A 14,354-nucleotide genomic window follows, 5' to 3' on the forward strand; every position below is an offset into this window, starting at 1 on the left:
ATACGGCCTGGTGTAGAGGAAGAGTCAAGGAAACAGGGTGAAAAACTTACTCAAGAGTCGGCTTAATTGCTACCTCTTTCCTTCAAGCTTTTACTTCCGATAAAGACCAACAGATAACTCGCAATCCCTGAAAGATGCAATAGCGTTGAGATCCATCCGGTGATTACTGGTAAGAGCATGAGGCCAGATAGAAAAATTAAGAATAGATAAAGCCATTTTACGGTGCGTGATAATTCTTTCCACACGTTTGGCAGGAGCATAATCCCTCCGGTCACAAAGGCATAGCCGACGGCAGAGATCCCTGTTGCCTGAATGTCCTGCCCGCGTGTTAAGAAGTGAAAAACGATGGAAGAGAGGACTGTCGCCGTCACAAAAACGATTAAGACTTGTATGGAGCCTCTTTTTCTTTCTAGCAGTCCACCGAAGGGAAGGATCATGAGTCCGTTTAAAATCAAATGAACCCATAAAAACCAGACAGGAGCTCCTTTACTGCCATGCATCAGGGTCCCACTGACATATTGCCAACCATACACCGGCTTCGAATGAAAAGCCAATAGGTCATACATAGCATCCCCATAAAAGGAAGTCAATAAACCGAGCAACAAACAGATTAGAGCTATCGTACTGATAACAGGATAGGTTTTTATCATCGTTTTCATTTTAAAACTTCTTTTCTGTAAATAAATCAATTGTCTCACCTTGAGTATACTTTCATTATACCACCCCTTAAACGAAAATAAGATCACTTTTAAAAAGTGATCCTAGTTTCATTAAACAACTCCAACCTCTAACTCCCATTTCACGCCCAGCTACAGAAACAAGGTTATTTAACAAGAAAATGCCAGTAGATATAATTGAAGATGAAAATCCAGATTGGTTTCCAAAAAGTGAGAAAGTTGCTAAAAGCGTGTAAGAAAATCGGCAACCGGATATCTTTATATTTCTTATAGACAGCTGCGAAGAAGAGCCCCGAACAGAAATATAAAGTAAAAGTCACAGGATCCCGATATTGATGGATCAGATGAAAGGCCGCAAAGAGTAAGCCCGAAAGCAAAACATCTAAATGAAACTTACTTTCTTTAAAGAAGACATTCATCAGATAGCCTCTAAAAATAAATTCTTCGATCATAGGAGATGTAATAGTGGCTAGGACAAAAAACAGAGTACCCGAAATACCAGGGCCATTTAGATAAATGGAGGATGGCAATTTGGTTTGATGAACGACAGGAACAAGCAAATCTTGAAAAGTTTGCAGCACCCATCTTTCAACAAAGAACCACAAGAGCACCAGAGCAAAATACCCCAGATAGTGCCACTTCCATTTCTGTATATTGGAACGAATGACTATCTTCTGCCTTTTGAACCACAATAAAATGCCAATGAGAAGCAAAGAGTAGAGAATCAAATAGATGAAATAAAGAAAACTTACATCACCATTGAAAACTCCAGTTAGGTAGATACCAAGGCCTTCAATCCCAAAAACAAATAAATATAACAGGAACAGTAAAGCAAGTCCATGTTTGGCATATTTCATAACATCCTCCACCAACAAAAAAATTTTAGCCGATACTCATTAAATTGCGAAGAAACTTCGCATTTCAAGTGGCGCAATCAACTTACGGAAGTATTCCCAACCATTCGGACCACCTGAAACTGGAGGCGGTCCCATATATATAGTATTAAAAACCCCACCACCTGCTACTTTTGAGAGAAAATCGCTATCTAAACTATCAAATTCTTCCAAAATCTTTGTATTCATTATGAATACCTCCTTATATTTATTAGATTAAAAAATATTGTCTAGTTGCAACTTTGACAATTTTAGTATAGCACACGAAAAATCTTTAAATCAACAAACTCCTAAATTGTCCCTTTTTGAACAGAAAGTGGCATCTTCTTTTGTTTTTTACTCCACTTTGCTAGGAGAAAACAGCCATTTAGATTTTCTAGCCTGACGATGCTACACTATATTATTCCTTAATCACCAGGACGATTTTATTTTGAAATAGCGGAAGATCTATGCTTCTTCAATTAAAAACAAGGCAAGGACCTATTCATCCATCATTAGTTGCTATCTCATCATGACTCCTTCCCACTTTCAAAATACCGTAGCGAATATTTGACTTCCCATTTCAGAAGGCATATACTTATATTAATCTGAGCTAAATAGTTTTAATTTTTTAAATGAACTGTCTTGAATTCAGATTAATAAAACTATTTACTTAACGGAGGTGACACTATGTCATTAGAAGATAAATTAAACCAAGTTAAAGGTTCTGTAAAAGAAGGTCTCGGTAAAGTAACCGGTGATAAAAAAACAGAAGCTGAAGGCGTTGCTGAAAAAGTTGCATCAAAAGCAAAAGAAGTTGCTGAAGACGCAAAAGAAGCTGTCGAAGGAGCTATCAAGGGCGTGAAAAACATCCTTCACAAAGACGATAACTAATCGTTAACGTTCTAAAGCTACTCTATTTTCTACCGTCACGTTTGACTGTGGAAGATAGGGTGGTTTTTTGTTTATCTTTGATTTAGTTTGGGTATAGGAAAAAGCACCTCGAAAGGTGCTCTCTGTAAGTATAGTAATTCTTTTGAATGAACACTTAGAGTGCAGTGGTTGCCATCCAATTCAAACAACACTCGGGCTTTTACTGAAATTGAGCAAAGTAATTGCAGGTCCCTAAAACCATTTTACTTCATTCTCTCAAACCATTCTGAAACATTTGGGACAATATACTGCCCTCTTTCATACGATCACTTCCATTATCCTTTCGATCAGCTCCGTAAAACTTTCTGCCACATAGATAATTTCATCAGGGTCATGAATGTAGCAGATTATCTGCCCTTCTTGCCCTTCCTGGTCTGGATCAAAATCAAGCATGAGATAACAAGAATCGCAATACTCCGCGAAAGGAAGCCATTTTTTATTAAAAAGATAGGGTTTAACTCTGCTATCACGCATTTCTTCAACATCTTGGCTTGAAAAATAGTCAGGAAATTCCGTCAACAGAGCATCCCTATTTTGAAAAAATTTTTTTATCGACTCAATCTCTTGTAGGCTCATCAAAGAGAAAGCCATTTCTCTTTGGCCAATCACACAGGGTAGGACTGCTAAGAATTTACTGCCGTTTTTGTAACGATAGACTTCCTTAAGCTCATTTGGGAGAGAAATTCCAATTCTCTTCTCAAACTCCTGAATTTCCTCCTCAGATGCTCCAGAAATTTCCTGATAATCTTCCAGGTATCCTTCCTCTACAGGATCATCCAAACCCCAGTCTTCAAAAGCTTCACAAATATAAGTTGCTATTTTCCTAACTTGGTTAACTATACACATAAGAACCTCCTTTTTTGATTTCTCTTACCCTTCGAATTTTCATCCCAAAATATGTTCAAAATATTGACAGACTTGCATCTTTACTTTTTCTAATTTTATTTTTAGTATTGAATGGATTTTTTGAGTTTCTTCATCAGACAAAGTAATATCATTCGTCTCCTTTACTCAAGTTAACATTATAAACAATTTCTGCATTCGGACTTCCTTGGTCATCCTTCACGACTCCTTTTAACTGACCATCTACTACTAATAATTCGATATTTTCATCTATAAGATCCTGTTTAGTCAGTTTAACTTCATTATTCAGGAAGTATTTCCGTCATCGTAATCATCATATGACCAGTTATTTCCCCATTTTCCTCTTCAAACTTTTCAAGTACTCCTTGTTCACGGAGGATATTTTCTATTTTGAAGAACATTTCTTTAGCTGCCAACATTACTCCAGTCATATTTATTAGTGGTCTCTTGAGCAAAAATTTTACATAAAATTACAAATATAAAAACAATTAGAATACATAATTAAAAAACTATTAAAGCCAAAAAATTAGCAAGCATGTGAATTAGTACAGAGTATTCTATCCTTTTAGTTCTATAATAAATGTAAGACATTATACAGCCTAACAAACTATACAGTAAAATCGATCTAATAAAAATTCCAATACTAGGTTCGTTCATGCAATGCATAAATCCAAACAATATATTTGATATGATGAAACCTTTCCTGCTCATATTATAGCAATAATTCATTATTGCACCACGAAAAGTTAATTCCTCTAAAACTGGTCCTACGAAAATTGCGATTTAAAAAAAGTGTCCCAGCTCATGGCAAAGCGTAAAATGTTGCTTCGTAATAGGATTCTCCTATTCATAAGAAATACTAACACCTAGTTCATCAATTATTGTCAATCCCTCTATCTTTCGACCTGAAAAGTGGTGGGGAATCACCAAAATTCTATTTTCACTCACATAATAATCAAAGAAAAAACGAAAGGTATATTTCAATAAGGGAATATCTTGATTCTTCATCAACTGATAAAGAAATTGCTTGGCTTTTTGTTGAGTATCTATATACAAACCTTCCAACTTGTACCTCCTTTTTCTTTGGAAATACAAAATTTAACCAAATTGGTTAAATTCATTATATAAAAAAGTAGACGAATGTCTACTGAACTGACAACTTTAACTAAGCAATTCATTAAATATATCAGATAAAGCACTATCGACTTGTTTCCTTCTATTGGTCTTTGTGAATGAATCAATCATTGATGCAATAATATAAACTATTAATAAAATAACTAAAGCAACAAATAAAATTATAATAAAATTGATGAAAAATTCTTCACCTTGCACTTTGTCCCATTTAGTATCCAAAATCTTTTTTACAATAAGTGAAGCAGAAAACAGACCTGCTATTATCCTTGAAATCCATCTAATTATTTTATCACTCAATATTTGACGAGCGTTTTTTATCTTTCCTGTTTTGAATATTGTTTGCAGATTTTTTAGCTTCTCATTAGATAAAGCTGACAAAGCACCCTTCACTTCTTCTTGTTCTTTTGAAGTCACACCTTGTGTATTTATCGCGAACATGGCTAGTTTATTTTTCCCACTCCCCTTATATGCATAGTAATTCCATATATCTATCCCCATATTCATATTTGTTGGTTTCCGTTCAAAAGAAAAAATGTACGGCTCGAATATACCAATACAACCTATAATAACAAAATAAATAATATATAAAATTGCAGCTACATTTAGTTGATTAAAAGGAGCGGATGATTCTACAAATAAACCGGTGAAAAAAATAATCCATGCTGTGAGAGTATTGATAGATATCAATAAATTTACTTGCAAAACTGATATTTTTTTGTACTTTTTCATATCACTATCCGACAACTCCAGCCAGGATACGCTATCATCAATACTACGTTCAAAAATACGCTTATATTTAAAAAACCATACAATACAAACAGTAGTGAATACAACTAACAATAAAATAAACATTTTCAAACCCTTCTTCTAATACTTCATACGGAAAAATTTTTCCAATCTGATTTCAAATACTTCTGATAGCCTAACTACATACTTAAAGCTAGCATTCTTAAGTACTTCTTTCTCCCATCCTATTGATCCTATTCCAATAATTTTATTTGGCAATGATATTCTTTCAGTTAAAGCCAAATGTTAAATCCATTTTACCTCCAGAACAATGAATATTTGCCTCCTCAATCCTAAGATCCATGTGTACGGTAATTTTTATATCTATATGGAAATGTTAACCACATCTATCACAGACTTCATCTTTTTCTAGTTCATAATATGCATCCCATCCTGAACCTTTTTCCAAGGTACGACTTGAAAAAGCATACACTTTTGGAGAAGGAAACACGTTTTCACAAGAGCATGTATCGGTCATATTTTATTTAACTCTAGAAATATTCATTCGTCTAATTAATAAATATATCATATTTCACAATAAATGAGTACTATCAAAGATACATTTTCTTTCAGATCCCCCCTTTTCACTTGATCACTTATTGTTTCTTAGATTTATCAAGAACAACCAGATTTGTATCAATTTCAAGTATCACCTAGTTACAAAAATTTGGGGGAAGCAGAAAAAGCATCCCGTATTTTTGATACGAAATGCTTTCAATAACTGTAAATAAGTTTTAACGTTTACTAAATTGTGAATCTTTACGAGATTTCTTAAGACCTGGTTGGAAACACTTTTATTTGAATAAGTTTCAATATCCGCTTAAAATCAATGTTTTCTCACGTTTTCAGGAAGAACAATTTCATCTAATTTGAATGGTGTGAATTTTACACTAAAAATACACGAATTGAGCTAGATTTTACCAAAAAGTTCACACCATTATTACCTTCGAATCATTAAAAAATAAAGCAAGTAATTTTTAATAGTCACTTGCTTTTTGCATCAATGACTTTTTACAAAATCTAAAATATCCTCGTAGGTTAATTCTGATGCCGCTACACCCAATCCGAGATGAACCAACTCTTCATCAGTACAATCAAGCACAATATCGTTAAGTTCTAGTAGCACAAGCATTACAAAAATACCAATGCGCTTATTTCCATCTAAAAAAGCGTGATTCTTAATCAAAGAATAACAAAGCCTAGATGCCTTTTCTTCAATAGTTGGATATTGATCAACTCCAAAATAAGTGTCAAAAACATTCGAAAGCGAGGCCTCAACTAACCCCTTGTCTCGTACACCATCCATTCCTCCCGTAGATATAATCAATTGACTATGTAAGGCAACAACCTGTTCAACGGTTAATCGCTTCATTTAGCTAATTCCTTCAAGGCTTCTAGGTGGCGTGACAAGATAGAGCTTGCCACCTCGTCAACACTAGCTTGATCTGCAACAACAGCTTCTGTCTGTTCTTCTTGAACCAAGGTATTATAGTCAACTAAAACATATTTAGGTCTATTGTTTTTCAAAATAACAGCTGTACCCTTACTATCAACCATTCGAGCAACTTTAGAGAAATTCTGATTTGCCTCCGTGATTGGAATTAAATTTTCAAGATTAATTTGCATTGTCATCGCCTCCTTTTGTTTATCATACCATTATTAAGCAACAAAAGCAAAAATATAGGATGGATTCATCCTATATAAAGTGAAATAACTTAGTAATTTGAGGGGGATTTAGATCTTGCGTACGGTAAATGAGAATACTTTCATGCTCAACTATGGTAAAATGATGGCAGCTCATAAGACTTCCTTTCGTAACTAGTTCGTTCAATTCTATTTAACTAGAAAATCTTATGAGCTTTTATTACGTACTTATATTGTATATTCAAGAGTAATAAATAAGCTAGGCAGCCCCCATGGTGTGAACCATGAAGTGTTTCGAAGCGTTAATAGTATCACATTGATTAACATTTTACGGCAATTGATTTCGTCAAATTGCAGCCACATTTATAAGCGACTAAAGTCGCAAAAACTGTGTCATTTGTTCCAATTTCCATTAAAATATCCTAAAAGTTAGATAAATATCTTCTACAAGAATTTTAGTTTTGTCTTTATAATTAAAAACAGAAAACATTGAGCTAATGGCTTGGGTTTTAGAATTTCTTATATCTATATTTCATATCCAATTCTTGATAAATATAGTATCTCAAAACTTCTTGAAGAAGCAACTTTGTTTCATACATCTCACTGATATCTGTTATCATTTCTGGATAATTATCTTTCGAATCCCCATGAGTATAGTAATTCCGTGTTTGAATTAATTTTATTATTAGTAATTCCCTCTCACTATTCGAAAAAATTTTAGACAGATTAGGCTCATCAATTGAATCAAATAAATTTTTTAAACGTTCGGAAAGGTTAGGTTCTTTTTGATTAAATTTCAATTTATTTCTAAATTTTCTTCTAACCTCTTTTAAAAGATGTGTGTTTATAAAGTCAAACAAAGATTGTCTAGCTTTTTCTTCAACATCAGATAAACATTTCGGAATTTTAAAATCCTTAAAATTCCTAGAGTAAACTTCTAAATTCCTAATAGCATCAACCAACTGATCTTCCAAGTATAAATCACCATGAAGATTTTTTGAAAATTGTCTCACTATAAATTCAAGTTCCTCAGATTTATCAAACCAATGATTTAAAATGTGTTCAAAATTATCTTCTAAATTTCTCAAAGAAATATCTTGATGAGAATTCGATTTCCATTTTTTAGATTTTCTAGAATGCTGAACAAAGAATTTTCCTTTTATAAGTGGCAAACGCTTACCATCTATCATTTTATAAAGAACAAGAAATTCAATATTAGTAAAAGACAATGGTATATTTGATAAAATCTCAATAAATTCCTTAAACTTACGTGAAGCTTGATAAAATTCATCTAAATATCTTGTATTTAAATCAGCTGAAGTAAGTTTTATAAAATAATCACTGGTAAATGACATAGTTGTAAATGAAGAATGCAGTATTGCCGCATCTTCAAAGTTCATTCCTAGCGATCTTATTAACACTTTTGTTGGTTGATATTCACTTACCGCACTTTCAAAAATAGTTTGTTGTTCTCCGTATTTAACGGTTACCAGTGATTTTTCAATCCATTCCTCAATATGTTCGAAACTAAATCTATATTCCTTGATTTCTTCAGAATCTAATTCATTAATTAAATTTTTAAGAGCCTCAGAACTATAATCATAATTTTCAAGCTCATTGTAAAATACACTGTAAATTTTAAAATTTTTTACTCTATATCTAGTTATCGGAAATCCAGGAGATGAGGAATGTACCATTGGTTCGCCATAAGTATTTAAAATTAAAATATTACCACTACTGGAATAACCATAAATCTTTTCCAAGTACTTACCAAAACCGAATGAAATACCTGTTTCCTCTTCAAATTCACCAAATAATTCTAATACAATTTCCCCCGGAGAATAATGTAAAGTACCGCTCAAGCTATTCTTACTAACAATAGAATCGGATCGTTCAGAAAAATACCCTTTTATTTCAAACTCTTTATCCCAAGTGTAATCTTTAAATTTCATATTATCCTTTCGGATTGCTTTTCAAAAATTTTCACAATCTTCTAAATTATGGTTTTTATGTCGGTACTACCTTTTTATTGCATTAGACCAACTTCCAATTCGCATCATTCGAATTATCAATCAAAATCTTTCTTTTATTACTCAGTAATTCATCACTCACATAATATTGCCCTAATCGCTCTATAAAGCCACAGCTTTGGCAAGTATACAGATAGTCTTCTTTTAATTCCCTCACTAAAATAGCATTGAATTCATATGGTTTTCTACATTCTTCACAAACCATGCTAAGATTATCACTACTAAATAGTAAATCAAAAATACTTTCTAATTCTTTATTTTCTTCTCCGGATAAAGCAAAAATTATCTTTAAATTTCTAATATACCGGTTAAGAATAACTATTTCTGAATCAATATCAAAATATTTCTCAAATATAGCAATAGCTACTTCGACTAAATAAATTAGAATGTAGGGTGTTTTCTCATAGAACAGATGCCAAAAATCATCCCAAATCTTATCATCAGAAAAGATAAAATTAAGATTTTGCTTTTCTGTAGGATAATTTTTATTCTTTGTCACCAAATGAATAGATTGATCAAATACACTTGTTAAACTATTTTCTGCTTTTCGATTATATATAATGTCATATAATAATTCAGGATTAAGTAATTCTTTGCTAAAATCCAAAAAATCATTTTCATACTGAATCGATTCTTTTGCTTTTGAAAATAGATCAATAACAAATTCTTTTTTACCCTTCAAATTACTCACGTCATATTCCCTAGGGGCTCCATATTGTATTTTTTTTAAGAAATCATGTGGTTGAACCAATATCCAACTTAAATAAAATAAATTATCTTGAAAAGGTTTCCTAGCAAGAGAAAATGCAACAGTAACTTTTCCCCTCTCTATACAACTCAGAGATTCAAAGAGAAAGTAATTTAAATCACGTAAAATTGAAAAAAAGATGTGAGGTATATATATATGTTCAGAAATATCTAGATCTTTTTGTCTATCTAGTTCATCAAATAAGTCAATCTCACCATTTATCTCATTAGTAAATCTAAAAGATAGACTTGATAATTGATATTTATCAGCTTTAACTAAAATATCAACTAGTATATCATACAAATATAGCATTAATTGATGACGCTTTCTATACTTAGTTGGTAATAATTCTGATATGTGAGATTTAGCCAATATTACTTTCCTCAATTCTTTTTAACTCTACATAACTATATTATGCTCTAAAAGTACTCAGTCTTTATCTAAAAGGCTTCTTTATAACTCAACAATTATTTTAAGTGTAAACCTATAAAAAGCACTTTGCAAAGAGCTTTTAAATATTGATATAATCGTATCAATTAACGTCTTAAAGCAACTGATTTCAGCAGTTTCCAGTCATATTATAGTGTCATTATAGCAAAAAACAATGGAAATTCCATTGTTTTTATGTAAAAGTTCAAAGATTTTATTAACTTTCCGACGTGAGAAAAGTTTTAGTATTTTCTTTCTTTGATATACTAACGATTTGTTTTTAGGTTTGTGTCAGTAATTTTATTCTTTTCTTAATTCAATGACTTGATCGTATCGACTTTCATTATCAATATGGTGAGCGATTTCTAACACCATCATCGGTAGTGAGAAAATCAAGTCACGAACCATCTGGCTATTTTCTACGTCAAGAGCTGCAGTTACCTCATCTGCTAATAAAATATCCTTTTTACGAAGAAGGAAGCGGGCTAGTTCAATCCGGACTCGTTGTCCGCCTGAAATATTTTCTCCGTTATTAGTGATTACAAAATCAAGTCCATCAGTTAGTTCATGGTCGAGTTTGACTTGTCTTAAAACAGTCTCTAACTCTTGATCTGAAAACTCTTGTCCCAAACTGAGATTGTAGCGAATAGTATTATTAAAGAGGAAAGGATGCTGGCTGATAATACCTACCTGACGAACAAAGTGACTTGTTTTAACTCCATCCCTTGTACGACAAGTAATCGTTCCGGCATCCGGCTTTTCTTCCCCTGTGATCATTCGGAAGAGGGTTGATTTCCCACAGCCACTTGGCCCTTTGATGAGGACTTTTTCGCCTTGTCGAATGGCTAGATTAAGATCGCGAAGAATCTCTCTACCATTATAAGATTTACTTAAATGAGAAATTTCTAGTTCTTCTACTTGAGAGATCGAATGATTGTCCGTTTCACTATCATCTGCTCGATTTAAAATTCCGAAAATCTTTTCTGCCGTTGTTTTGGCTCCTTGTACTTCAACCACATCATACATGATATTTTGGATAGGTCCTACCAGTTGACCAGCAGCAATATACATAGCCACTAAGCTAGCCACTGAAACATGATGACCCTGCATAGCAAGGAAGAACCCTAATACCAAGGGGAGTACTTGGCTCAGAAAGACCATAAAACCATTACAAAAGAAAACAATGTTATGGGTAAAAACAAACTTTTGAATAGCTCGTTGATAACGAAGGTTGATATTCCAGACGCGCTGAGAATTTTCAGGCAAGGCCTGATTCATCCGCAAGGTTTGAGCCCCTCGAATACTATCAGAGATTTGGTTATGAACGGCTGTTCTTCCCTGAGACATTTCATCCCCTGAATTCTTTAGCTTATTATTCATTAAGAATTGTGGAATGGGACGTAAGATCGTGAAGAAAACAAAGATAGAACCCAATAAAACATTTTGGGCAATGATATAGATCGCCGTAATCAGTGCCCCAAATCCCCAACATGAAATAGACATATAGCGTTCAAAAAAGTTATCTCCTAGAAATTCCATATCCTGTGTCAGCATGGTAATCTTTTCATCTTCACTATATTCCCTGTCTTCCATTAACTTCTGAAAAAGTGCCGTTCGGATATTCATGTGAATTTCACGTCGAAAGACATTATTTGCATGATTACAAAATAACATTAGACTATACAAAGCGAAATAGACAGAAAAACCAAAGAGGGCAAATTTCCAAATAGAGGAATAGGTAAGGTTATTTTGATCTATAGATAATGCTTTGGCAACAACCAAAGGTTGCCCTAATGCGAGACCCCCATTTGCCAGTGCCCCAATAATGGTTAGGTATTTTGTTTTTTTATCAAGATATTTAAAGATATTAATCATAAATCTCTCCTAGAAAATAGAACCCTATGATTGAGAAATATCAGATGTAATCATTAAATCTTATTACATATTATTCTTTGTGATATATTTTACATGCTCATTATACATCTAAAAATAAGTCTGGTCAATGAACATTCAAAAGTTTAGAAAAGTTTAAACTTTTAATGATATTCTGAGTTTTCCCCCGTAAGTATTCATCTCATCCATCATAATAAAAAGTTACTGTTGGAAACATATAGGAGATTAGAAACTATGGTATACTAGTGATAATAAATAGTTATCAGTAGGAGAATGCTATGGAAATAAAAATAATTGATAAAATTCTATCTCAAAAATGTTTTTGGACAATTATTTTTACTTGTTGGGTTTTTATTGGAATTATAGTATCAATTTTTGATTCATCATTAAAAAACAATTATATATATGTTTTCGGGATGAATTCTCTATTGTTAGCCCAGATTATCACATATCAAAATTTAATGAAAAAAGAAATAATCCTTAAAACATCTATTTCAGGTACTAAAGTCAATAATCTTCCACTATTTCCAATATTCAGTAAAAATAATAGCTATCTAAACAAATGGTATAGTATATCTATTTGTTTTGTAATTGGCTTAATTTATTTCATTTCTCTAATATTATTAAGGGTTCTTATCTTGCAGGAGCTAATTACAATTTATGGTGCAATTACTTTAATTCTAACTGTATTTATTGCAATACAACTGTATTTAAAGTATATACTTTATATTCTCACATTAAGGAAAATTTCAAAATTAGAGTTTATTTCATTAGTACCAATTTCCCTACATAATCCATCTGAATGTGATTGGATAGTTAAATTTACCGATAGTATGAGTTCATTTAGTAATTATTTTGGAATTTTAGGTATTGCTTATACTGCTCTATTCTATTTAACCACTCCACTATCTGCTATTAAATTTACCGGAAATACATTAATAATAGATACACCTAATAACCTAGTATTTATAATTACTTGGGGAATAATTTTTATACTGATTGGCTTCGGTTATTTAATTTTTGACTATCTTTGGAAGAAATATATTAAAGAGATAATAAAAAAAATAAAAAGAATGCAACTAAAGGAATATGATATTACTGATTACAGTAATAAACAACTTAATAAAGATTATATTGAGCTATTTAAACTCTATAAAGATTCCCCGAACTTTCCACAGTTATTCAATGGAAAAACACTCAATCCGATAGGTTACATCCCCATTTTGATAAATCTATATAGACTACTTCAACCATTTTTATCACAAAATTAGTGTTGATAAAAGAGCAGAGAATTCCAATCTCTGCTCTTTTATCCTAATAAATCCCCGCTCTCACCTTAGCTAATTTAATTGAATAACCAATAAAATAATTTAACCTTTCCATAGAGTGATTTTTTTCCAAAACTTCACATTGTTTTTTAATATCAACCTCTATTAACGAAACTTCATTTTTTATATATTTCAACACATTATATTTATTCAATAAATTTTCTATATTAGTCACCTTATCTTTATTCTGAAGTCTCATTTTTTCCTTATCAGAGAGAAACTGTTCAAGGTAAACGTAACATAAATTTTTCCTACTCTTATTAATATCAAAATTATAATTCCCTTTGTATTTTACAGTGAACTCAGGATTAAAGTATGCTTCGCAATCATTTAGTAACTGAAATAAGTAGCCTAATTTATAACCAATAATTGCTAAATGTTGATTGTCTAGTCCAGGATCGTATGATTTCATACCAATCACTAAACAATTTTGAATAACTTGTGAAGTTTGGTTATCTAAGATTTCTTTTATTTTATCAATACTTACATTAATATCAATATTCAATTCTTGTATTGTTCCCTGACACATTCTAATAATCATTTGGCTAAATATCCTAATCGTAGAATCATCAATTTCAGATAATAATTCAATACACTTTCCTAATAAAAAAACTGTGATTACTAAGGCTTCATCAATAGAATATTGCTTATGTACTGTATATATGCTATGTCTTTTATCGTCTTGATCGATAATATCATCAATAATAATAGAGGATTTATGAATTAACTCAATAGCTATTGCAGATTTGTAAACTTTTTCATTTAGATTCTCAGAAAACAACTTATAGCCATAATATGTTAATAATGGTCTAAAACGACTCCCATTCACCACTTGAAGTATCTCATGATATTGTACTGGTAGTTCAAACAGTATTGATTTAATCCTAGAATCAATGGTGAACAAAAAATCTTTTTCTTCACTATTTAACGTAATTATTGGTGTCTTCTCCATAGCATTCTCCTACTGATAACTATTTATTATCACTAGTATACCATAGTTTCTAATCTCCTATATG

16 protein-coding genes and 1 pseudogene are annotated in these 14,354 nt (G+C 31.9%); 2 read left to right on the forward strand and 15 right to left on the reverse strand.

What is annotated here, in order from left to right; translation table 11 throughout:
* Positions 1 to 62: 62 nt before the first annotated feature.
* The 3 genes from H7T97_RS08765 to H7T97_RS08775 all read right to left on the reverse strand — a co-directional run bounded on the left by H7T97_RS08765 (position 63) and on the right by H7T97_RS08775 (position 1,759).
* Positions 63 to 659, reverse strand: coding sequence for a rhomboid family intramembrane serine protease (locus H7T97_RS08765; protein ID WP_201090070.1), 597 nt, complete (start codon positions 657 to 659; stop codon positions 63 to 65).
* Positions 660 to 823: 164 nt separating this feature from the next.
* Positions 824 to 1,534, reverse strand: a complete 711-nt coding sequence (locus H7T97_RS08770; protein WP_201090072.1) for a CPBP family intramembrane glutamic endopeptidase — start codon at positions 1,532 to 1,534, stop codon at positions 824 to 826.
* 39 nt (positions 1,535 to 1,573) lie between these two features.
* Positions 1,574 to 1,759 carry a hypothetical protein gene (locus H7T97_RS08775; RefSeq protein ID WP_135782818.1) on the reverse strand — a complete coding sequence of 62 codons (186 nt, stop codon included), beginning with the start codon at positions 1,757 to 1,759 and terminating at the stop codon, positions 1,574 to 1,576.
* A gap of 480 nt (positions 1,760 to 2,239) precedes the next feature.
* Here H7T97_RS08775 and H7T97_RS08780 point away from each other — a divergent pair, with 480 nt between their 5' ends.
* Complete coding sequence (locus H7T97_RS08780) at positions 2,240 to 2,443, forward strand: CsbD family protein (protein ID WP_125334912.1); 204 nt, start codon at positions 2,240 to 2,242, stop codon at positions 2,441 to 2,443.
* 297 nt (positions 2,444 to 2,740) lie between these two features.
* Here H7T97_RS08780 and H7T97_RS08785 read toward each other — a convergent pair whose 3' ends face one another.
* The 11 genes and pseudogenes from H7T97_RS08785 to H7T97_RS08830 form a co-directional block, all read right to left on the reverse strand.
* On the reverse strand, positions 2,741 to 3,328 hold the full coding sequence (locus H7T97_RS08785; protein WP_201090074.1) for an SMI1/KNR4 family protein: 588 nt from the start codon (positions 3,326 to 3,328) through the stop codon (positions 2,741 to 2,743).
* A gap of 299 nt (positions 3,329 to 3,627) precedes the next feature.
* Positions 3,628 to 3,777, reverse strand: coding sequence for a hypothetical protein (locus H7T97_RS08790; protein ID WP_201090076.1), 150 nt, complete (start codon positions 3,775 to 3,777; stop codon positions 3,628 to 3,630).
* A gap of 70 nt (positions 3,778 to 3,847) precedes the next feature.
* Positions 3,848 to 4,129 (reverse strand): CPBP family intramembrane glutamic endopeptidase, encoded by a 282-nt coding sequence (locus tag H7T97_RS10440; RefSeq protein ID WP_201090089.1) that lies wholly within the window; start codon positions 4,127 to 4,129, stop codon positions 3,848 to 3,850.
* A 60-nt stretch (positions 4,130 to 4,189) separates the two neighbouring features.
* The gene (locus H7T97_RS08800) at positions 4,190 to 4,411 is read right to left on the reverse strand and encodes a hypothetical protein (protein ID WP_201090078.1); all 222 of its coding nucleotides are present in this window, start codon (positions 4,409 to 4,411) and stop codon (positions 4,190 to 4,192) included.
* A 96-nt stretch (positions 4,412 to 4,507) separates the two neighbouring features.
* Complete coding sequence (locus H7T97_RS08805) at positions 4,508 to 5,332, reverse strand: hypothetical protein (protein ID WP_201090080.1); 825 nt, start codon at positions 5,330 to 5,332, stop codon at positions 4,508 to 4,510.
* A 934-nt stretch (positions 5,333 to 6,266) separates the two neighbouring features.
* On the reverse strand, positions 6,267 to 6,638 hold the full coding sequence (locus H7T97_RS08810; protein WP_046165031.1) for a type II toxin-antitoxin system death-on-curing family toxin: 372 nt from the start codon (positions 6,636 to 6,638) through the stop codon (positions 6,267 to 6,269).
* Complete coding sequence (locus H7T97_RS08815; protein ID WP_003013836.1) at positions 6,635 to 6,892, reverse strand: type II toxin-antitoxin system Phd/YefM family antitoxin; 258 nt, start codon at positions 6,890 to 6,892, stop codon at positions 6,635 to 6,637. The genes H7T97_RS08810 and H7T97_RS08815 overlap by 4 nt, the downstream gene beginning before the upstream one ends.
* A 79-nt stretch (positions 6,893 to 6,971) precedes the next feature.
* A pseudogene (locus H7T97_RS10455) lies at positions 6,972 to 7,067 on the reverse strand (helix-turn-helix domain-containing protein); the annotation flags it as partial.
* A 352-nt stretch (positions 7,068 to 7,419) separates the two neighbouring features.
* Positions 7,420 to 8,862, reverse strand: a complete 1,443-nt coding sequence (locus H7T97_RS08820) for a HEPN domain-containing protein (RefSeq protein ID WP_201090082.1) — start codon at positions 8,860 to 8,862, stop codon at positions 7,420 to 7,422.
* Positions 8,863 to 8,944: 82 nt separating this feature from the next.
* On the reverse strand, positions 8,945 to 10,060 hold the full coding sequence (locus H7T97_RS08825) for a hypothetical protein (RefSeq protein WP_201090084.1): 1,116 nt from the start codon (positions 10,058 to 10,060) through the stop codon (positions 8,945 to 8,947).
* 357 nt (positions 10,061 to 10,417) lie between these two features.
* Positions 10,418 to 11,992 carry an ATP-binding cassette domain-containing protein gene (locus H7T97_RS08830; protein WP_201090085.1) on the reverse strand — a complete coding sequence of 525 codons (1,575 nt, stop codon included), beginning with the start codon at positions 11,990 to 11,992 and terminating at the stop codon, positions 10,418 to 10,420.
* Between the two features lie 296 nt (positions 11,993 to 12,288).
* Between H7T97_RS08830 and H7T97_RS08835 the strand changes: the two genes are divergently transcribed.
* Positions 12,289 to 13,281 carry a hypothetical protein gene (locus H7T97_RS08835; RefSeq protein WP_201090086.1) on the forward strand — a complete coding sequence of 331 codons (993 nt, stop codon included), beginning with the start codon at positions 12,289 to 12,291 and terminating at the stop codon, positions 13,279 to 13,281.
* A 43-nt stretch (positions 13,282 to 13,324) separates the two neighbouring features.
* On the opposite strand, the gene H7T97_RS08840 is transcribed toward H7T97_RS08835, so the two are convergent.
* Positions 13,325 to 14,290 carry a polyprenyl synthetase family protein gene (locus H7T97_RS08840; protein WP_201090087.1) on the reverse strand — a complete coding sequence of 322 codons (966 nt, stop codon included), beginning with the start codon at positions 14,288 to 14,290 and terminating at the stop codon, positions 13,325 to 13,327.
* Positions 14,291 to 14,354: the final 64 nt, after the last annotated feature.

This window comes from Streptococcus parasanguinis (assembly GCF_016648925.1).
GTDB lineage: Bacteria > Bacillota > Bacilli > Lactobacillales > Streptococcaceae > Streptococcus.

Bases quoted from the DNA above. Each gene is read 5' to 3' on its own strand.
- H7T97_RS08765 (WP_201090070.1), bottom strand. From the start codon at position 659: ATGAAAACGATGATAAAAACCTATCCTGTTATCAGTACGATAGCTCTA.
- H7T97_RS08770 (WP_201090072.1), bottom strand. From the start codon at position 1,534: ATGAAATATGCCAAACATGGACTTGCTTTACTGTTCCTGTTATATTTA.
- H7T97_RS08775 (WP_135782818.1), bottom strand. From the start codon at position 1,759: ATGAATACAAAGATTTTGGAAGAATTTGATAGTTTAGATAGCGATTTT.
- H7T97_RS08780 (WP_125334912.1), top strand. From the start codon at position 2,240: ATGTCATTAGAAGATAAATTAAACCAAGTTAAAGGTTCTGTAAAAGAA.
- H7T97_RS08785 (WP_201090074.1), bottom strand. From the start codon at position 3,328: ATGTGTATAGTTAACCAAGTTAGGAAAATAGCAACTTATATTTGTGAA.
- H7T97_RS08790 (WP_201090076.1), bottom strand. From the start codon at position 3,777: ATGACTGGAGTAATGTTGGCAGCTAAAGAAATGTTCTTCAAAATAGAA.
- H7T97_RS08805 (WP_201090080.1), bottom strand. From the start codon at position 5,332: ATGTTTATTTTATTGTTAGTTGTATTCACTACTGTTTGTATTGTATGG.
- H7T97_RS08810 (WP_046165031.1), bottom strand. From the start codon at position 6,638: ATGAAGCGATTAACCGTTGAACAGGTTGTTGCCTTACATAGTCAATTG.
- H7T97_RS08815 (WP_003013836.1), bottom strand. From the start codon at position 6,892: ATGCAAATTAATCTTGAAAATTTAATTCCAATCACGGAGGCAAATCAG.
- H7T97_RS08820 (WP_201090082.1), bottom strand. From the start codon at position 8,862: ATGAAATTTAAAGATTACACTTGGGATAAAGAGTTTGAAATAAAAGGG.
- H7T97_RS08830 (WP_201090085.1), bottom strand. From the start codon at position 11,992: ATGATTAATATCTTTAAATATCTTGATAAAAAAACAAAATACCTAACC.
- H7T97_RS08835 (WP_201090086.1), top strand. From the start codon at position 12,289: ATGGAAATAAAAATAATTGATAAAATTCTATCTCAAAAATGTTTTTGG.
- H7T97_RS08840 (WP_201090087.1), bottom strand. From the start codon at position 14,290: ATGGAGAAGACACCAATAATTACGTTAAATAGTGAAGAAAAAGATTTT.